Below are 20918 nucleotides of genomic sequence, written 5' to 3' on the forward strand. Positions count from 1 at the left end.
TTTATATTAAATTATTGAGAGGTGTTATTTTGAAATCTAAAAAAATTAATGACCTTGAAGATAAAAAGATTGATAATAAAACCATAGCTAGAATTTCGGGAATTAGAGTCGGGGAAAAAGAATATCAAAATCCCAAGAAATTAAAAGTTCCCGAAGTTCATAGCGCCGTGGCGAAAAGACAAATGGTTGAAAACAATAAGGGTAAAAGCTTTATTGAACAGTTTAATAATTCAGAAGTTTATGCTAAAATTTATAACTCTAGATATGGGGGCCGCGAATATAAGATTGTTGTGCCAATTTTTGATAAAAACAAAACCCTTTTAGGGATTGATATATTAAAAAGAAAGCCTCAAATTCAAAAGTTTTCCAAAGATCAATTGGGAGAAACTCGTACAATAGGGATTCCTTCAAGAGTGATTTCCTCAGAACAAAAAATTTTGGCTAGGCATCGCGAAATGTATAATCGTAATACTAATGAATTTATGGTAAATCCACCAAATAGAGCTAGTGTTGATTTAAATCAAGTAGCTTCAAGACTAAACTTAGATCATCAAGAAATTATGAAGCAAAGAGCGATCGAATTTAGTAAAAGAGTTCAATCAAGCCTTGCTAAGCCAATGGAACCAGAAAATAAAGTTATCATTGAACCAGAGAGCGAAGAAAACCTTCGCGCCAAGGTACATGAAAAAATGCTTAATATTAAAAATAAGATAAATTTCACAGAAATAACAGATGAAGACGATATTTTGAGTCGTCGTAAAAGATGAATCGAAGAAGTCTTAGCAGAAGATGACGAAGATGTAGAGACTGATCTGTCAAAAAGACCAAATATTTAGAAAGTATAGGTGAAGAACCAATGACCAATAAAAAAGAAAATGATTTTAAACTTTTGAGCTTAGGAACTAAACTAAGAATAAAAAGCCTGATTGAAAAAAAATTAACAATTCAGACCGTAACTTTATTTGCTCAAGAATATGAATCATTGGATTTCGAAACAAGAAGGCAAATGAATTTATATATAAAATTTTTAATGGATATGGAACTTCATGAATTCTTAATCGAAGTTGAAAAGCTTAAAAAGGAAAATAAAGGTCGAGAAGTTATAAATCGCCAAATTACTTTTGAAGAAAAACAAAAAAATATCAGACAATTGCAAAGCCTCTTGAATAACAGTGAGTCTCTTATCTCAAACTCATATATGAGAAAAGACAAATATTTGATGGGTGGGAAAAGCAAATATAATTTGACAAACAATCTGGCAAATAAAAATAGCGATGAAACTAAAGAGAAAAAAGTAATTGTTAAAAAAATTAAACCAATTTCAAGCAATGAAAAATATAAAGAAGCCCTAAAAAGGGAAAAGGGTTTGAACCAAAACAACGATTACAAAAAAATCTCACTTTCTTTGACAGAGGAAGAAAGAAATAAAAAAGTTCCTTCAAATGGAACAAAAAAGTCTAAAATTAATTTAACAGATGAAGAAAAAAAAGCTCTGGCTAAATTAAGAGAAGAGAAAAAAATATTAAGAAATAAAAATATTGAATTTAAGCAAAATTCTCCCCAAAAAGATGATTCTTCAAAGTCAAATTTCAAGGACTTTTCTCTGGTAAAATCACGAATCATTTCTGATGAGGAATATCAAAGAGAACAAAAAGAAAAAGAACGACTATGAAATCAAATTTATGGTAAATCTAAAAAAGAAGTGGCAGACTACTCGGATAAGAAAAATTTAGAATCTTTAGAGCATAATAAAATGCCAAATATTTCAGCCAATTACTCGGGAAATGATTTTTTTACAGTTGGAAATAAAAAAATCAGTGTCAAGGAATTGGTAGACCCTAAAAATCCAATGTTTTCATTTTGACAAAAAATCAAAGTCAAATCTAAAGCTAACAGTCTTATAACTTATTTTAATTCAATAGCTTCAATGAAACAACAAATGAAAATACTAATGAGTTATGAAAATGCAGTTTTAAAAAATCAGGCAAACAAAAAACCAAAGTCAAAATAAATTAATCTACAAATACAAGGGGAGTAATTATGCAAAATAAATCAAGAAGTTTACAAAACAAAATTTTTGCTGATAACCTTATTAAACAAATTCAATTTAAAGAATCTTATTTTGCATTTAAATTTAACAAATATAAAAAATGAAAAATATCAACTTCTGGTAAAATTGAAAAAATGTGAATTAATGCCAGAATGAAAAAGTTCATAATTAATGAAGTAAATATCCAAGAAGTCTTTAATGTTGGCTTTTCCAATTCTGATTATGTTAATCTGAGTCGTTTTTTAAGAAATAATATGAAGCAGAAATTTGTCGATTTGACTATTGCTAGAATTGAATATTTTGGCTGCTGTATGGCAAATATTTGATTTGAAAAGTATTATAATAAATTTAAGAAGATCAAAGAAAATTTAATGGAAATTGCCAATCAACCAGAACTATTATTTTACCCTTACTATTTAAAGTTTTTAACAACAGTTAGATATAGTATCATTAAAAATATGACTAATTTGGTAATTCCTAGTGTTATTTCTTTTAGTCTTATGGACTATGAAAAACCAGTTAATTTAAGCAATGAAATACGAAGATCTAAAAACACAATTAAAGTAGCCTTCTCTAATGTGAAAAAGGATTCAGAGGAATATTTTGAAAAAATAAATCACCAAATTACAGAGCTGTATTTCAAATTTAATAACGAGAGCTTTGAAGACGATAATGTTAAAAAAACTCTTTTAGCAGAAATAGACGTTAAAGAAGTTTTTCAAAAGGAATTTAGTAAGTTTCAATTTCAAAAATCTTGCAAATTTTTAAAGATTTCTCCAAGAATGACCATGGAAAGAGCTTTTTTAAAGTATCAAGATCGCCTTACAAGAGCTGAAGTGGATGATATTGTTTTAGGAAATACAAATCGTACTGATGATTTCAAAAAAGCATGACAAATATATATTAAATATCGTAATGAAAACTCTATTTAATTGAATAAGTATACTTTTGCAAGTGTAACTTTGCTATTTATAAGAGTTTTTTAAGCCGACCATATTGGTCGGCTTTTATATTTTTATATATTTCACTTTAAATATTACTTTATACAGCACTATTTAGCTTTAATCAGGGTTGTATCCTTGACTACTAAAACGATATTTGTTTTAAACCGAGCTTTTATTGAAATGGAGTTACTCAAAGAATTAAATTCAATATTTAATTGGAGTTTTTTAATGTTTTTGTTATAATAAATTTTAGTGATAAGAATGGAGAATATTTATGAAATTTGAAGCAAAAAAATTACCCGAATCAGGTCAAGGTAAGTGAATTATATCAATCGAAGGGGACGAGTGAAAAACTTTCTGTGATAAAGGAAGAAACAAAGCTCTACAAGAAGTTCAAATACCTGGATTTAGAAAAGGTAAAGTTCCAAAAGAAATGGCTTTGAAAAATTTAAGCGAAGTTAAAGTTATGAATGAAGCATTCAGAATGGCTATGCCAAAAGCTTATGATTTTGCTAGAGAGCAAAAATCGAAAATTGAACCATGAGGAACACCAACACCAACACCAACCAAAATATCGGAAAACGAATTAGTTTTAGAATTTATTTTTGACTTAAAACCAGAAATTAAAATTGAAAAATATAAAGGTTTAACTGGTCCTAAAAAGAACCCTGTTAAAGCCGAAAAAGATGAAATCCAAGCAGAAATCAAAAAATATCAAGAAAGATTTGTTATGGAAAAAATCAAAGAGGGAGACAATATTGCTATTGAAGATGGCGATAATGTTAAATTCGATTTTGAAGGATTTATTGATGGTGAAGCTTTCCAAGGTGGAAAAGGTGAAGATTACCAATTGGTAATAGGAAGTAAAAACTTTATTCCCGGATTCGAAGAAGCTATGATCGGGCTTAAAATTGGATCAGGAAGCGAAATTTCAGTGACATTTCCTAAAGATTATCAAGCTGAAAATTTGGCTGGAAAAGATGCTAAATTTAAATTGAATATTAAGGAAATTAAATCTCGTGAATTCCCGAAAGCTGATGACGAGTTGGTAAAAGACTTGAATATTAAAAATGTTAATACTTATCAAGAATTAGAAAAATATGTTTCAAATCAAATTGAAAAACAAAAACAACTTAATGAGAGAAATATTTTTGTTAACCAAATTATTGATTTAATTAGAGAAGAGTCAACAATTGAACTACCAAAAAGTGCCATTGATAAAGAAGTTCAAACTATGAGAAAAGAGTTTGAACAAAAAGTTATCGCTAATAAAATGACATTAAAAGAGTACAAGAAAGTTACTGGAATGACTGATGAAGACATTAATAAAGAAATATTTGGAGATGCTAAAAAACGTCTTGAAAGTTATTTAATTACTGATGAAGTTAGAAACAAAGAAAAAATCGAAGCCACTCAAGAAGAGGTTGATGCTAAATATGCAGATCTTGCAAGTCAATTTGGAATCGAAGTTGATTTCTTAAAAAAATCAGTTCTTCAAGAAGGACAAGTAAAATCTGAAATAATTAATGAAAAGATCATTGATTTTATCTACGCAAATAATGGTTAGTGTATAAAAACCCAAATTTTAACTTGGGTTTTTTTCATTTTTTAGCACTTAACTATTGTAAGTGCTAAAAAATATGATATTATTATCTTGTGCCAAGAAAGAAGGTCTAATTATGAGCAAAAACAAAAATTTACCATTACTTGTAACAAGGGGAAGCTATATTTTTCCAACCTTTGAACAAGCACTTGAAATAGGAAGAGATAAATCAACTCTTGCTGTTAAGGCTGCTATTAATGAGAATGGCGGCAAAATTCTGTTAGTTTCTCAAAAAAAACCTGTTGACGATAATCCAAAAATTGATGAAATTTATAATTTTGGAATTATTGCTGACATATCAATTAAAAAAGAATGAAAAGATGGAACTTCAACTGTTAATATTTTATCTGTTGACAGAGTTAAACTAGAAAACATTACATTGAATGATTATTATACAGCCGACTATTCTGTTGTAAAACCCGAAGAAGATGCAGATAATCAAAATAAAACTAAAGTTACTAAATATTTAAAAAAAATGATCGAATCTCAAGAAGATTTGCCATCTGAAATTAGTGATGCTGTTTTTGGTAAAAAAGATGCTAACTTGATAGTTGATACAGTTGCATATCATTTGCCTTTTATGCCAATTGAGAAAAAGCAAAATTTATTAGAGGAACTAAATCCTTTTAATCGTTTAAATATAATTAACGATTTCTTAGAAGAGAAGAAAAAATCAGCAGACATCGAAACTAATATTAGTAAAAAAATCAAAACTAGAATTGATGAACAACAACGTGAATATTACCTTCGTGAGAAATTAAAAGCTATTAAAGAAGAGCTTGGTGATATGGATGAAGAAGGAGACGATATTAAAAAATACCGTACCCGTTTAGAAAATGAACCATTTCCACAATCTGTTAAGGAAAGAGTTTTACAAGAGATTGATAGATATGAGGGTATGCCTGCTAGTTCAAGTGAGGCTAATATTGTTAGAACTTATATCGATTGAATGATGCAAATTCCTTGATGAGAAAAATCTGAGGAAAAACAAGATCTTTTATTTGCAAGAGAAGTTTTAGACAAGTATCACTATGGATTGAAAAAAGTTAAGGATCGTATTATTGAGTACTTAGCTGTTAAACAAAAAACCAATTCTGTTAAAGGACAAATTATTACATTAGTAGGTCCTCCAGGAGTTGGAAAAACTTCATTAGCTAAATCAATTGCAGAATCTATGGGAAGAAATTTTGTTAAAGTTTCACTTGGTGGAGTAAAAGATGAGGCTGAAATTCGTGGGCATCGAAAAACTTATATTGGTTCAATGCCTGGAAGAATTATTCAAGCAATGAAAAAGGCTAAAACAAAAAACCCGGTTTTCCTACTAGATGAAATTGATAAAATGTCAAGTGACTATAAAGGTGATCCATCAAGTGCAATGCTTGAAGTGTTGGATCCAGAACAAAACGATGCTTTCTCAGATCACTACATTGAAGAAAGTTATGATTTAAGTGATGTTGTATTTATTGCAACCGCTAACTATCCTGAAAATATTCCCGAAGCTTTATATGATCGTATGGAAATTATTGAGCTTTCAAGTTATACAGAAATAGAAAAATTGCAAATTGCTAAAAATTATTTAATTTCAAAAGTTCTAGAAAATCATGCTGTAAACAGTTCTGAACTAGAATTTACACCAGAATCAATTAGTGAACTAATTAAACACTACACCAGAGAAGCTGGGGTAAGACAATTAGAAAGATTAATTGCATCTATTACTAGAAAATTTGTAGTTAAGTTATTAAATAAAGAAGTAAAAACTATGAAAGTGACCCCAAAAGTTGTTAATGAATTACTTGGTAAAAGAGTCTTTGACTTTACAAGTAAGGAAAAAACATCACAAATTGGAGTGGTTACAGGACTAGCATATACTCAATTTGGAGGAGACATTCTTCCAATTGAAGTTAACCATTTCCCCGGAAAAGGTGGTCTTGTTTTAACAGGAAAACTTGGAGATGTAATGAAAGAATCAGCTACAATCGCGTTGGATTACATTAAATCAAATCATGATAGTTTTGGAATACCAAAAGAAGTTTTTGAAAATAATGACATCCACATTCATGTTCCTGAAGGAGCTGTTCCAAAAGACGGACCAAGTGCTGGAGTTACTTTGACAACAGCTATTATTAGTGCTTTGACAAATCGACCAGTTTCAAAAGAAATTGGAATGACTGGTGAAATAACTCTTCGTGGTCTGGTTTTCCCAATTGGTGGATTGAGAGAAAAATCGATATCTGCTCACAGAAGTGGATTGAAAAAAATTCTAGTACCTATTAAAAACTTAAAAGATTTAGAAGATATCCCAGAAGAAGTTAAATCAGAGCTAGAAATTATTGGTACTGAAAAATATGAAGATGTATTTGAACAAGTATTTCAAGAGAAACCAAAAAAAATTACACACAATTTACCTCTAACTTCTAAACCAGAAAGTTTAGACAAGGTTAATTCAAAAAGTAATTAATTCTAAAAACCCCAAAAGGGTTTTTTTATATTAAATTAGCAAAATTATTAATCACAATTCAAGTATATTTGAAGTGATTTTGATAAGATAATTTTATATTAGGAGAAAAATTATGCAAAAACCTTTAGCGATGCTTTTAAGACCTCAAACAATTTCTATGATAATTGGTCAGTCACATATAATAAACGATAAAAATGGCATTATTTCAAGAATGGTTGATAAACAATTTCCCACTAGTTTGATCTTCTATGGTCCCCCAGGAGTTGGTAAAACCACAATTGGAATTGCTCTTGCAAACGATTTAAATATGAAATATACAATTTTTAATGCTTCCATAGATAAAAAGGAAAAACTTATGAAAGCAATTGAAAAAATAAATACAGATGAGCAACATATTGTAATAGTTGATGAAATTCATAGAATGAATAAAGATAAGCAAGATTTTTTACTAGAATTTTTAGAAACAGGGAAAGTAATACTTTTTGCAGCCACAACCGAAAATCCGTTTTTTGTTATTAATCCCGCAATCAGAAGTAGATGCAATTTGATAAAATTAGAACTAATTACTCCACTAGAAATGTTTGACGGACTTAAAAAAGTAATTAAGGATTTTGAAATTAATCTAAAAATTAATGATGAAGCCCTTAAATATCTAGCGGAGTTAGCTAATGGGGATTTGAGAACCGCTATTAACTGAATTGAAATATTTATGAATTTATACAATGATCAAGAAGTTGGTATTGAACTTGTCTCACAAATTGTTTCAGAGGCAAAGGCTAAAGGTTCGGGATATGGCGATGAGTTTCATGATTTGAAATCAGCCTTGCAAAAATCAATTAGAGGAAGCGATGTTGATGCTGCGTTGCATTACTGATCGCGATTAATGGTGATTGGGGATTATGAAACTTTAATGAGAAGAATGTTGATAATGGCTTATGAGGATATTGGTATGGCTAACCCAGCAATTCCTACAAGAGTTTTCACGGCAATTCAAAGTTTTCGCCAAGTGGGAATGCCCGAGGGGAGAATAATTTTGGGATTGGCAATAGTTGAAATGGCTCTATCAGAAAAATCAAATTCAGCATTTATTGCATCTGAAAGTGCCTTGGAGGATGTTCAAAAGGGGATTTGCCCACCTGTTCCTGATTTCCTAAGAGATAGTCATTACAAATCTTCAAGTAAATTGGGTCATGGAATTGGATATAAATATCCTCACAATTATCCCAATAACTGAGTTGAACAACCATATTTACCCAAAGAAATTAAGGATGTAAAATATTTTACATCTAAAAACAATTCAAAATATGAAAGAAAAATCCTAGAAACTTATTATAAATTCACAAGTAGAAAAGATTAACGGAGAAGACCGATGAAAGATATATTTAAAATTCGCGAAGAATTAGAAGCAAAAGGGTGGATATGATTTCCCAATTATAAAAATATTGAGGTTAAAATTTGACCAAATATTGAAACTTACTTTGATAATGACGAGACAATTCTTTCTGCCCTGTGAGCTAGTTTTAAAAGATATGATCTTGAAATGGTTGGTATGATTTTCATAACAGACAAACGAATATTTACTTTGGAAATTGAGGATAATAATTCTACAAATAACATACGCTATGTTCCAATTGATATGCTAAAAGTTGACAAGGTAGAGTTTAAGAAATCAGTGGAAAGTGACGGATTAAATTCGATTCACTTACAAAATGATACCTACGGAAATGGAATTGAATTTAATACTCCCAACAAAAAAGTCGCTCAGCATTTTTTAAATACCCTAGCAGGAATTTCAGAAATTGAAATTGTGGAAATCAATGATGAACCCTCAGATTTAAAAAGTAGTGCAAAAATCCAAGAATTAAAAGATAATCTTGGGGTTGAAATGAAAATTAATTTTGAAGAACCAAATGAAATTGTCGAAGATAATATGGCTCAGGTAAACCAGATTTCAGATCAGGATGCTCTTTTAAAAATTAATGAAGTTAAACTAAAAAAACCCAAGGTAAAAAGGGAAACAAAAAAAACTGGTAATAAATATTTTCTATTTATAATTCCCGTAATAATGCTGGTATTAATTCTGGCTTTTGTTTTTGCATTTTAAAAAAACTAACACTTATCAATAAGTATTAGTTTTTTGAACCTTAATTATGTCATTCTTTTTAATATTTCAGAACTTGATTGTTCCTTTAGAGAAACATATCACAAAATAACCCTTTTCGTGATGGCTACTTAGTTTTTGGGGAGGGAAATTTGTATAGGTTGAAATTACCTCACCTGATTTGTCGCAAATAACAACATCAATTGAGAATCTTAATCCAATTGAATTAAAACCCCTAGAGTTCTTAAAGACAAAGCTTTCTTCAGGATTTATTCTTTGCTGGCGATACAATGAGTTAAAACGTGTTGAAATATCATTTATAAATCGAGCTTCTAAATTCATATCTTTGTCATTGAACTTTAGCATAAATGAGTCTTCAATATTATCTTTATTTCCAATTTTTAATGGTTTTTTTGAATTATTGGATGAAAGCAATTTTAATAGATTAAATAATTTCATTTTTTCACCCCGACTGACCTAATTATACAAAAAAAACGATATAATTACCACATAAGAAAAGAGGAGATTTATGAAAACGAAAGTAGCGGTTTTTTTAGCCCAAGGATTTGAAGAAATTGAAGCAGTAAGCACAATTGATGTTTTGAGAAGAGCGGATTTTGAGGTAAATGTTATTTCAATAAGTAAAGATTTAGAAGTTAGAGGAAGCCATGACATTATTGTAAAGGCAGATAACTTATTTGAAGGCGCTGATTTTTCTCAATATGATTGTCTAGTGCTTCCGGGAGGACAACCTGGTACTGATAATTTAATGGAATTTAGTCCTTTGAGAGACTTATTGCTCCAACATGCATCTAAAAATAAAGTAATTGCTGCAATTTGTGCTGCACCACAAATATTGGGGATGCTTGGTTTAGCTGATAACAAAGAGATTACCCATTATCCAGGATGTACTAAATTTTTAGATAAAGCTATTTTAAAACCTCACATGGCTTCGATTGAAGATGGTAAAATTATTACTGGTAGTTCTGCAGGTGCAGCCTTGAAATTTGCTCTGCAAATAATTGATCACTTCACAGATACTCAAAACATGTTGAGAATCCACGATATTTTAGTAATGAATTACTAGAAGTTCTAAGTATAAAAACTTAGAACTTTTGCTATTTTAATAAATAATTGCGAACTAACTACGGGGTTTTAATATTTATTCATTCGTTAAACAAGAAGGGGAGAACGATTGCTCCTTAGCAATTATTTCCATGCTCATTGAGCATTATCAATTTAATAAGATTACGCTTGACTTTTTAAAGTTCAAACACAATTTAGATTCCGGTCCAAAAAGCATAAACGATATTCGCGAAATTTTAGAAAATTATGGAGTCAAAATCAGAACTTTTCAAAGTGAAGTAAAAGACTTAATTCAATCTCTGAGTTCTGGTCCGATTATTGCTTTAGTTGATAACAAGGAAAAGGAAAGACACTTTATTTTAATATATAAAATAAGCAAAGACAAATTGCTGGTTGCAGATCCTAATAACATAAAACTAGAATGAATTTCGCTAAATCAGTTTTCAAAATCTTATCTAGGCATTTTTTCAACTACAAAAAAATCATCAAAGTTTAAAATATCTAAAATAAATTTACTTGATAACTTTAAAATTATAAAGGACAACTTATTTTTCGTACTAACTATTACATTTTTTGGATTAGTTTGTGACACCTTAATAATTCTATCAAATACATTTTTGAAAAACTTTTTAGCAATTGTGGAAACCAACTTGAAAAGCGATATTTTGGTTTTCTTTTTTGGGTTTGGACTAATTTTTCTAATTTTTCTAATTTTATCCTACCTTCAAGCAATTTTAATTAAAGCAATTTACAAGAAAGTCTGCATAAAGCAAAAATTAGAAATTACTAATAATTTTTTAGCTGTTGATTTTGAAAAATTTAAAAACATGAGTCCTTCGAGATGATATCAAATTTTTGTTGATATTCATGCAAAAAACGAAATTGTTGTTATAAAATTTTTTAAGTATTTTAATAATTTTATCATAGCCTCTATTTGCATGGTTCTGTTAGCAAAAATTAATATTTATTTTTTCTCTTTTGTTGTAATTGAAAATTTAATAATTTTATTTATAGGTAGAATATTTTATGGATCCAAAAAAGACTTAAATTATAAAATCAAAAATTCTGAAAATACTTATCAAAATAATTTAAGAGAAATTGTTGATGGCTTTTTGGTTACAAAGACTAGGCATGAAAAAAAAGAAATCATCGATAAATTAATGAATAATTACCAAATTAATTTAAACAATAATAGTAAAATGGCATTTCTTTCAGGAAATATCGATTCTTTGGAATACTTAATTCATAATTTTTTCTATCTGTTAGTCTTTTACTTTGCAACCTTCATGATTAATGATAATACCTTAAAAGCCAATGAGTTGATATATTTTTCAGTTCTAGCTTTGCAAATAAAAAAATTCTTCACATCGATTAATTTTTTTCTTGATGATGTCCTGAAGCTTAAAATCATAAACGAAAATATTTCTTTTATGAATATTACTTCAAAGTCGAATAAAAAAACCAAATTTTTAGAAAATGAAATAACCGAAATAAAAGTCCAAAATTATTCTAAATTTTGAAACAGTAAACCAATTTTAAATGATTATGAAGAGATTTTCTCTGGACATAACTTTATAAAGGGTAAAAACGGTTCTGGTAAAAGCACTTTAATGCTATCGATGGCTGGAGTTATCATGGATTTTTTTGGAGAGATTACATACAATGGTTTTTCTCATAGAAAAATAGATAGTAATAATAAAATTTTATATTTAAGCAATGATGATTACATAATGGAAACAACTATCGAACAGTATTTTAAAAAAAATTGAAAGGTTAATCCCGATCATGCCAAATATTATGAAATAGTATTTCAAATTATCAATGATTTAGGAATTAACCTATATAAAGTTTTAAAAAATAATGCTTCAAATCTGAGTGTTGGTCAAAAGCAAATTATTAACTTTGCCGCTATATTGTTTAGCGATTTTGATGTTTACCTTATCGATGAGTCACTTTCGAATGTTTCGTTTGATATAAAAATTAGGCTGATCGAAATAATGTTAGAAGTTCATAAAAACAAGTTAATAATTTTTTGTGATCACGACTCAAAAATTGAAAGTAGATTTAAATTTGTAAAGGTTGTTGAGTAATGAAGAATTATGTTATAGTAATATCGATGTGACTAATATTGGTAATTTTGATATTAACTCTAAACTTTATAAATATTAAGGTTATTTTTAAGGCTTTAGTTTTAGAAGTTCCATCTCAAAATGATGAAAAATTACTAAATTTTACCACTTCAGAAAGTCTAAATGAAAATGCAAAAAGTGTTTTTTATTTTAATCCAAAAGGTCAAAAAATTATTTTTAAGCAATTCGTAGAAATAGCTGATAATAATATTAAGGTCAAAAATGAGAATAATTATGAATTGCCTACCAAAAACTTAGGCTACATTTACCTAAGAGATGAAACATTATTAAACTATATTTTAAAAACAATTTTTTAAATGTATAATAATATAGGTGATAAAAATGCACGAATTGGTATTTAATAATTTAACAGATTTTGAAATTAAAGGTTTCGAAGACTTATATAAATCAATTTTTAAAGCCGCCGTAAAAGTGCTAAAAATAAGCGATAGTTTGTCTTTAAGCATAAATTTCATTGATGAACAAGAAGCTAAGAGAATGAATATATTTTACAGAAAAAGAGATTATGTACCAGATGTCTTGTCATTTAATGTAGATACTTCCTATAATCCTGAATATAGAAATGTCGATGAAGCTGTTGAACTTGGAGATATTTTCATTTGTCAACAAGAAGCCGAAAGAAAAGCTGTCAGGTATAATCACTTGTTAAAAGAAGAAATGGCTTTTTTGTTTGTGCATGGTTTCTTGCATTTGTTTGGTTTAGACCACGAAAAAAGTGCCGAAGAAGAGAAAAGGATGTTTGATTATCAAGACGAGATTTTAAGGGAAGTTGACTTAGAATACAAAATAACTTTTGATGAATTGGACTATTTAAGAGGGTAATTTAATGAAAAATAAAAAAAATAGCAAAAAAGCTAATGCAGGAACGGTTATGCGAAATAAATTCGCAAATGCCGCAAGGGGAATAAAGGTAGTTTTAAAAGAAGAATCTACCCTGATATTCTATCTTATTTCTATTATTATTGTTGTGGGTTTATCGATTTGATTAAAAATTAATACTGTTGAATGGTCGATTTTAGTATTAACTATTGGTGTAGTTTTAGGTTTTGAATTTGTTAATACCTCAATTGAGAACTTGGTTGATTTATTATCTTTTGAATACAATATTAAGGCCAAAAAAATTAAAGATATTGGAGCAGCAGCAAGTATTATCAATGCCATCATTTCTTTTGCAATCGGTTTTTTAATACTATTACCTCCATTTATAGAACAGATAAATAAATATTTATCTTAGAGGAAAAAAATGACTAGAGAACTTACTTTTACAAAATTAAAAAATTTATTAAAATTTTCATACGTGCCATACTCAAAATTTCCAGTTAGTTGTATTGTAACAATGAAAAATGGAGAAGAAATCGCCGGTGTTAATGTAGAAAATGCATCGTTTCCTGCAGGAATTTGTGCTGAAAGATCTGCTTTACCACAAGTGTTTGCTTTGGGTTTTAAAAAAGAGGATATTGTTTCAATTTCAATAATGACATCTTCAAAGGGTTTTGGCTCTCCATGTGGAATTTGTCGACAATTTATTTCAGAAATGGTTGATGATAGTGTTAAAATTGAAATTTTTAATATTAATAAACATTTAGGAGATTATGTAATTGGTGATTTCCTACCATTCAAATTTTCTTCAGAAGAATTAAAATAGAAAAGGGAGGCCTTGAATGGGATTTACAAGTCAAACAGTCATAACTGATCTACTATCTTTGATAGGTTTTCTAATGCTACTTTTGGGTCCGTTATTTTATTCGATCAATTATAAAAAATTTTACAGTCGTCATCTTTTTTTAAGAGAGGACGGAAAGAAAATTTTTGAAAGATTAAAATATGATTTGAGAATAAATGAGATGAAAGATGTGAATAAAAATAAACTGTTTAAGGATTTAGATTATGCACTTACAATATTTAAAAACTCTATGGAATATAATAAGAGGGATTTAATTCATTATTTCAACGAGAGAAAAGCTATTCAGGTTCTTAGCAAAACTACATCTAAAAAATCTTGGCTGTCTTTCTCTGTTTGGTTAGTTTTTTTTCTAACTTGCTTTGCATCTTCTCAGTTAGATGTTATAAGCTTTATTTTCAACGGTTTAAATAGAGATTCATCAAATAATGGATATAGTTCAATTGTTTTTCTATTTGTTCTTTCCGTTATATTTAATTTGGTTATTTTAATAGTAAAATATTTTTCATTCAAAAAAGTAATTAATAAAAAAATAACTAAAATAAATTTATTGAAAAGCGAAAAAATTAATAATAACTTTAAATATGTGTTTGCTGGAGATGCTTTTTGCTTTTTAGCAGCTTTATTTTTTATATTTTTGAATTCTTTTTTTAACTAATGAGGGGGTGACGGGATGAAAGTTTCTAATAAAAAATACAAAAATTTTTCAATAGTATTTAGTCCTGTTGGTCAGTTATTTACTAAAAAGTTTTTAAAAAATAAAAATGTTAAGATTCAATCAGAGGGTGACTTTGTTAGTAGAGTCCAAATATGCACTACTATTTTTTATTCACTTATTATAACCTCGCTATTAATAATGTTGCTGAGTTATTTTAAGGTATCAATAGCACTTGAATTAAGCAAAGTTGAACAGTTAACCGAAAGGCAAATATTTCTCTTAAAAGACCAGAAAAAATTAATTGATTTTTCAATTCTTTTGATTGGTTTGAATATTATTTTCCTAACGACAATGTTGATTTTTTTTACAAATATTTCTTTGGGAAATTCCATAAGGTACCTAACCTATATTTTTAATATAATTTTCATAGCGCAATTATTGTTTTTCTGTAACTTCGTTTTTGTCTTAGACATTTTTGGTTTATTTTCTAAAACAAGTTCAATTGACATTTGACTAAAGTTTATAACAAAGTGATGACTTTGAATTGTTGTTGTTTCTTTGTGTTTAACAACATTTGGGGTCCACACTAAATTATTTGTATTCATAAACTTGATAAATAGAGAATGAACTAGAATTAAAATGATTAGGAAAAATAGTAATCGTGAAAATTCATTTATTTTTAAATTTTGGGTTCATCCAAATGAAAATAGAGCAAGAAAACTTATGATTGTCGCTGGTGCATTATCAATGTCATTTGCTTCAATAATTCACTTCGCTTCACTTGTTTTTCAAAATATAGACCTTGATTTTATGAAATATTTCTCACTATTTTTTGGTTGCATTATTATTTTAATTGCTTTTATAATTCCATATAATAAATTCTCGGTGTATTACTTTGGAGCTGCGTTTTTAATTTACTCAGGGATAACTATTTATGCATTAGTTATGATACAAAATACTGCATTTTTACCAGGTCAATGAATTATTTATATTTATTTTTTCTGCATAATTGTTTGATCTATAATTCTGTCTTCGAACATAAATATATTCATATCAATTTTGAATAAAATAAATGTATACGCTATAGTTGTTAATCAATTTGATGGGGTTGAACAATTCAAAGAAACTGTGGATACAATATATAAAGAGTCGCATGGCAAATAAAGTTATATTTAGAAGGGTACTTTAAAATGAAAAAAATAAAATCTGGTTTTGTCTCTATAGTTGGGAGACCCAATGTAGGTAAATCTACGCTACTAAACACCTTACTTAATAGGAAAATTTCAATTGTAACTAATAAAGCTCAAACAACCAGAAATAACATAACTGGGATTCTTAATTTACAGTCTGAATATCAGATTGTTTTTGTCGACACTCCTGGTGTTCACGACCACAAACATGAGTTGGGAAAATTTATGAACAAATCCGCAATGTATGCAACTAAGTCAGCAGATGTAATTTTATTTCTCGCCCCAGCAGATGAGTTTATTGGTGATAATGACAACTTCATTTTGAGAGCCTTAACGCAAAGGGAAGCTCCTGTGTTTTTGGTCATAACTAAAAGTGACTTAGTTAACAAAGAAAAATTAGCTCAAAAATTAGAGGAATGAAAAAACTTTGATTTTAAATTTGAGGATGTCATTGTTATTTCATCATCAGAAAATATGAATCTTGATTTACTAAAAAACAAAATAGTAGATCATCTTCCAGAAACTGGAATTGAATATTTCCCAAGTGACATGTTCACAGATCAACCCGAAAGATTTATTGTTAGAGAAACTGTCAGAGAAGAAATTTTAATACAAACCGAGGAGGAAATACCTCATAGTGTTGCAATTTTAGTTGAAAAATTTCATGAAAAAAGTTGAATAATTAAAATAATGGCTACTATCATTGTAGAAAGAGATAGTCAAAAAGGAATTATTATTGGTAAGGGTGGAGCTAAAATAAAGTCTATTGGAACTGCGGCCAGATTGAAACTAAGATCGCTTTTTGGAAAAGACTTTCATCTCGAACTTTTTGTTAAAGTTGAGAAAAAATGAAGAAGCTCACCAAGTTTAATCAAGAAATTAGGTTATGACAAGGATACTTATTAATGGCAGCTATTAGTGTTGAAGGAATAGTTCTCAAAAGCTATGAATTTAATGACTTTGATAAGGTTGTCAGCATTTTTACAAAAGAATTTGGTAGATTACAGATGAAAGCTTTTGGGGTAAATAAAATGACCTCAAAAAATAGATTTAGCATTCAAACTTTTTCGCACAGTAACTTTCAAATATTCAAAACAAATAATCCAGATAAAATGAGTAAGTTAAAGACGGGAGAATTAGTCGACTTAAATATAAATTTATCTAAAAATTATCAGAATTACCTATATGCAAGCGCTTGTGCGGAAATTATTGAATTATCGTTTGATAATTACATAAAGAACGTCCAAGCCTTTGAAATGCTAAGAGAAGTTATATTTAAATTTAGTGAAAATGTTAAAGCAACATGACTATTTGCCTTATTTTTATTCTATTCTCTTGATTGATTTGGAGTGAAATGGAATCTTAAAAAATGTATAAATTGCCATAATAGCAGTATAAAATATATAAATTTTGACTGTGAAAATTTTGGATTTTTATGCCCTAAATGTAATGATCCAGAAAAATATCAGGTGGGAGATTCGTTTATAAATTTACTAGCTAAACTGGATATTAATAATTTTATGAAGATAAAAGAAGAAAATGATTTTCTAATTAGGGACATAATTTTACTGATAAATATATTAATTGAATATTTACTTAATTCCTTAGGGCTATTTTCAGTTTCTCTTGAGATTATAAAAAAACAAAAAGTTTTTCAAAATGCTTTGTTTTTATAATAAACTTATAAAGTGTTGACAAATTAATCTTAAAATTAGAAAATAAGTTAATGTTTATTTAATAAATTAAGAAAAATCAGCAAAAAGGAGATATTTATGAAAAATATGGAAACTTTGATAAACCATATAAAAACTCAAGGTTTTATCTTCCAAGGGTCTGAAATTTATGGTGGATTAGCAAATAGTTGAGATTATGGTCCTCTTGGTTCAGAATTAAAACACAAGCTAAAAGATCTTTGGTGAAGTTATTTTATTAGAAATAATCATCTAAATGTCGGTCTAGACAGCTCGATTTTAATGAATACTCAAGTTTGAAAGAATTCTGGTCATTTAGGCAATTTCAACGATCCGCTTATTGATTGTAAAAAATGTAATTCAAGATTTAGAGCAGATAAATTAATTGAAGACAAGTTTCCTGAAATAAACGCAGGGAACATGAGTAACCCAGAAATTGAAGATTACATTGTTAAGAATAAAATTTTATGCCCCAAATGTGGAGGTCTTGATTACACCAAAATTAGAAATTTTGAACTGATGTTTAAAACTAGTCAAGGAGTTATTAATGATGAAAATAGCATTGTTTATCTTAGACCAGAGACTGCACAAGGGATTTTTATAAACTTCAAAAACGTGCAAAGAACTACAAGAAAAAAACTTCCTTTCGGAATAGGTCAAATCGGTAAGTCTTTTAGAAATGAAATCACCCCAGGAAACTTCATTTTTAGAACTAGAGAGTTTGAACAAATGGAGCTGGAGTTCTTCTTTAATCCAAATGATGGCATTAATTGGTTTGAATATTGGATAAATCAAGTAGAGAAATTCTTAACTGAAGTTCTAGGTATTTCTAAAAATAATTATTTTAAAAGAGCGCACTCCAAAGAAGAGTTAGCTCATTATTCTGATGCAACAACAGACTTTGAATATAATTTTTTATTTGGTCGAGGAGAATTATGAGGAGTAGCTCATCGAGGTAACTTTGATTTAAGCGCCCACCAAAAAGGTAGTGGTGAAGATTTAAGTTATACAGATTCAATTACAAATGAGAAAATAGTTCCCCATGTTATTGAACCAAGTGTTGGTTTGGAAAGACTCATTTTGGCGATATTAACAGAAAGTTATGTTGAAGAAGAAGTTGAAAATGGAACGAGAGTTGTCTTAAAACTGCCAAAAAAAATTGCTCCATATCAAGTAGCTGTATTACCACTACAAAAACAACAAAATGCCGCAGCAAAAGAATTGTTTAATGATTTGATCAAGGAATTTGACGTCACATATGATGAAAGTGGAAATATTGGTAAAAGATATCGTCGTCAAGATGCAATTGGCACTCCCATATGCATCACATATGATTTTGATAGTGAAAACGATGAAAGTGTTACAGTAAGAAATAGAGATACTATGTTGCAAGAAAGAATATTAATTTCTAAATTAAAAGATTATATTAAAAATGATTTAATTTAAGCGGGGAGGGGGTTCTTAATGTCAGGTAAAATTTCCCAAGAATTAATTAATAAAGTTATTGAAGAAGCTAACATTGTTGAATGAATCTCATCTTATATTAAAATTCAAAAAAAGGGACAAAATTATCAGACGATTTGTCCCTTCCATAAAGATAACAATCCCTCGTTAGTTATTAGTCCGGCAAAAAGATTCTATAAGTGTTTTTCTTGTAATGAATCAGGTAATGTAATTAACTTTGTAAAAAATTATGAGAACATAAGTTTTATTGAAGCTTTTAGGAAAGTCGCTTCCAAAACCGGTGTCGACATAAAATTCCTAAAAAGTTATAATTCAAAGCCAAAGTATAATACCCAAGAATTAAGACTTTTTGAAATAAATTCTCAGGCTTGCAAATTTTTCACAGCGGTATTAAATAATAAAGTTGGTATTGAGCCAAAGAAATATTTAAATAGTCGTAAGATTACAGAAAAACAAATCTCCAATTGAGAAATAGGGTTTGCTTTTAAAAATAGTGGTCTTAAAGATCACTTGGTTCAATGTGGCTTTGAAATCGGAGAAATTATTGATTCAGGATTACTCAGGTTTATTGAAAATGATATTAAAGATGTTTTTGTAAATAGGATAACATTTCCCATTAAAAATGAAGATAATTATATTATTGGTTTCTCTGGGAGGATTTTTAATAAAAACGAATCACCAAAGTACCTAAATACTTCTGAGACGAAAATTTTTAAGAAATCGGAATTAGCTTTTAACTTTAATAATGCAAAGTTCGAAATTAAAAGAAGTAATGAAATAATTATACTTGAAGGCTTTATGGATGTAATTAGTTTAGCTGAAGCTGGTATTAAAAATTGTGTCGCCATTATGGGAACTTCTCTAAGCGATTACCAAATAGAGTTATTTAAAAAAGTTACAAAAAATTATGTATTATTTTTAGACGGTGATGAACCAGGAGTGAGGGCTGCTCTCAAAGCAGCAAACAAACTTCTTGATTTAGATTTAGGAGTTAAAATAATTTTTAATGAGAGTCAAATGGATCCAGACGAAATGATTAATAAATACGGTGTAAAAAAAATTAAACAACTTATTGAAAAGGCACAACATCCAATTGATTTTGTTATTAATTATTTTTCAAATAAATTAGACTTAAATAACCAAATAGAGTTAGAAAAATTTATCTCTGAGATAAAAAGTGTGTTCATTCATTTAAAAGGAGATATTTTTAAATCTAAGACAATTAATAAGATAAGCAATATCTTGAATGTTGACGAGAATATTATTTCAAGGAATTTTAATTTTAAAAATAATTACGAAAATAAAAACCCGGATTTTATAACAGAACAAGTATCAAGAGATTGTTATGATCGTAAAACCTTTCCTGATGAAATGAAAACGCTAAAAAGTTATAAATACGCTGAAGAAAGTTTAATTATTTATTTAATAAATAGTAAAGATAAAATGGATTATTTAGAAGATAATGTAAATTTGGTAAATGGATCTAATAATAAAAAACTAATCAATATGATTATTGATATGTATAGAAAAAATAATTTAGAAGTTGGCCAACCTAACCAAATTAGAGAAAAACTTGGTCAAGGAAACGCAAAGCTTTTGGACCATTTTGATAAGATTTTAGATGAAACTAATTATGTATTTCTTAAAAATGTTCTTAAAAATCACAGTTTAGAAGATTCTATTTCGCTGCTTGAAACCAAAAAAATTGAAGACAATAATAAAAGCTATCTAAAAAAAATGCATGCAACAAATGATTATTCATTAAAAGAAAATTACAATAAAATAATTGAAAAGAACTATGTAGAAGTTATCAAACTTAGAAAGAAAAGAGAGAAAAAATAA

20 protein-coding genes are annotated in these 20918 nt (G+C 28.4%); 19 read left to right on the top strand and 1 reads right to left on the bottom strand.

Translation table 4 applies throughout. The features are described 5' to 3' along the window. The first annotated feature begins 29 nt into the window (after window positions 1–29). The 7 genes from AACK87_RS01890 (at window position 30) to AACK87_RS01920 (ending at window position 9159) form a co-directional block, all read left to right on the top strand. Window positions 30–836: a hypothetical protein gene (locus AACK87_RS01890; RefSeq protein WP_338972923.1), complete on the top strand. Its 807-nt coding sequence runs from the start codon at window positions 30–32 to the stop codon at window positions 834–836. 20 nt (window positions 837–856) lie between these two features. Next, on the top strand, window positions 857–2011 hold the full coding sequence (locus AACK87_RS01895; protein WP_338972925.1) for a hypothetical protein: 1155 nt from the start codon (window positions 857–859) through the stop codon (window positions 2009–2011). A 29-nt stretch (window positions 2012–2040) separates the two neighbouring features. Next, window positions 2041–2982 (top strand): hypothetical protein, encoded by a 942-nt coding sequence (locus tag AACK87_RS01900; RefSeq protein WP_338972926.1) that lies wholly within the window; start codon window positions 2041–2043, stop codon window positions 2980–2982. A 286-nt stretch (window positions 2983–3268) separates the two neighbouring features. Continuing rightward, window positions 3269–4561 (top strand): trigger factor, encoded by a 1293-nt coding sequence (gene tig / locus AACK87_RS01905; RefSeq protein ID WP_338972928.1) that lies wholly within the window; start codon window positions 3269–3271, stop codon window positions 4559–4561. Between the two features lie 112 nt (window positions 4562–4673). Beyond that, on the top strand, window positions 4674–7055 hold the full coding sequence (gene lon / locus AACK87_RS01910) for an endopeptidase La (protein WP_338972930.1): 2382 nt from the start codon (window positions 4674–4676) through the stop codon (window positions 7053–7055). Window positions 7056–7167: 112 nt separating this feature from the next. Further along, a complete protein-coding gene (locus AACK87_RS01915) occupies window positions 7168–8412 on the top strand; it encodes a replication-associated recombination protein A (RefSeq protein WP_338972932.1) in 1245 nt (414 codons plus the stop codon). Window positions 8413–8424: 12 nt separating this feature from the next. After that, window positions 8425–9159, top strand: coding sequence for a PH domain-containing protein (locus AACK87_RS01920; RefSeq protein ID WP_338972934.1), 735 nt, complete (start codon window positions 8425–8427; stop codon window positions 9157–9159). Between the two features lie 12 nt (window positions 9160–9171). Here the strand turns inward: AACK87_RS01920 and AACK87_RS01925 are convergent, their stop codons facing one another. Then, a complete protein-coding gene (locus tag AACK87_RS01925; protein ID WP_338972935.1) occupies window positions 9172–9615 on the bottom strand; it encodes a hypothetical protein in 444 nt (147 codons plus the stop codon). Between the two features lie 70 nt (window positions 9616–9685). On the opposite strand from AACK87_RS01925, the gene AACK87_RS01930 reads away from it, so the two are divergent. From AACK87_RS01930 to dnaG, 12 genes are all read left to right on the top strand, one after another. Then, the gene (locus AACK87_RS01930; RefSeq protein ID WP_338972937.1) at window positions 9686–10243 is read left to right on the top strand and encodes a DJ-1 family glyoxalase III; all 558 of its coding nucleotides are present in this window, start codon (window positions 9686–9688) and stop codon (window positions 10241–10243) included. Window positions 10244–10316: 73 nt separating this feature from the next. Next, a complete protein-coding gene (locus AACK87_RS01935) occupies window positions 10317–12332 on the top strand; it encodes a cysteine peptidase family C39 domain-containing protein (RefSeq protein WP_338973139.1) in 2016 nt (671 codons plus the stop codon). Further along, window positions 12332–12688, top strand: a complete 357-nt coding sequence (locus AACK87_RS01940) for a hypothetical protein (protein ID WP_338972939.1) — start codon at window positions 12332–12334, stop codon at window positions 12686–12688. Before AACK87_RS01935 ends, AACK87_RS01940 begins: the two co-directional genes overlap by 1 nt. 25 nt (window positions 12689–12713) lie before the next feature. Further along, the gene (ybeY, locus tag AACK87_RS01945) at window positions 12714–13214 is read left to right on the top strand and encodes an rRNA maturation RNase YbeY (RefSeq protein ID WP_338972940.1); all 501 of its coding nucleotides are present in this window, start codon (window positions 12714–12716) and stop codon (window positions 13212–13214) included. Window positions 13215–13218: 4 nt separating this feature from the next. Beyond that, window positions 13219–13626 carry a diacylglycerol kinase family protein gene (locus AACK87_RS01950; RefSeq protein WP_338972942.1) on the top strand — a complete coding sequence of 136 codons (408 nt, stop codon included), beginning with the start codon at window positions 13219–13221 and terminating at the stop codon, window positions 13624–13626. A 9-nt stretch (window positions 13627–13635) separates the two neighbouring features. After that, window positions 13636–14037 carry a cytidine deaminase gene (gene cdd, locus AACK87_RS01955; RefSeq protein WP_338972944.1) on the top strand — a complete coding sequence of 134 codons (402 nt, stop codon included), beginning with the start codon at window positions 13636–13638 and terminating at the stop codon, window positions 14035–14037. Between the two features lie 16 nt (window positions 14038–14053). Further along, window positions 14054–14731 carry a hypothetical protein gene (locus AACK87_RS01960; RefSeq protein ID WP_338972946.1) on the top strand — a complete coding sequence of 226 codons (678 nt, stop codon included), beginning with the start codon at window positions 14054–14056 and terminating at the stop codon, window positions 14729–14731. A gap of 15 nt (window positions 14732–14746) precedes the next feature. Then, window positions 14747–15895 (top strand): hypothetical protein, encoded by a 1149-nt coding sequence (locus tag AACK87_RS01965; RefSeq protein ID WP_338972948.1) that lies wholly within the window; start codon window positions 14747–14749, stop codon window positions 15893–15895. Window positions 15896–15921: 26 nt separating this feature from the next. After that, window positions 15922–16827, top strand: a complete 906-nt coding sequence (gene era, locus AACK87_RS01970) for a GTPase Era (protein ID WP_338972950.1) — start codon at window positions 15922–15924, stop codon at window positions 16825–16827. Further along, complete coding sequence (recO, locus tag AACK87_RS01975; protein WP_338972952.1) at window positions 16827–17597, top strand: DNA repair protein RecO; 771 nt, start codon at window positions 16827–16829, stop codon at window positions 17595–17597. Before era ends, recO begins: the two co-directional genes overlap by 1 nt. A gap of 96 nt (window positions 17598–17693) precedes the next feature. Further along, complete coding sequence (locus AACK87_RS01980) at window positions 17694–19058, top strand: glycine--tRNA ligase (RefSeq protein ID WP_338972954.1); 1365 nt, start codon at window positions 17694–17696, stop codon at window positions 19056–19058. An 18-nt stretch (window positions 19059–19076) separates the two neighbouring features. Next, entirely contained in the window at window positions 19077–20918 is a 1842-nt protein-coding gene (gene dnaG / locus AACK87_RS01985; RefSeq protein ID WP_338972956.1) for a DNA primase, read from the top strand.

It is taken from the genome of Spiroplasma endosymbiont of Panorpa germanica (assembly GCF_964019765.1).
Classification (GTDB): Bacteria; Bacillota_I; Bacilli_A; order Mycoplasmatales; family Mycoplasmataceae; genus Spiroplasma_B.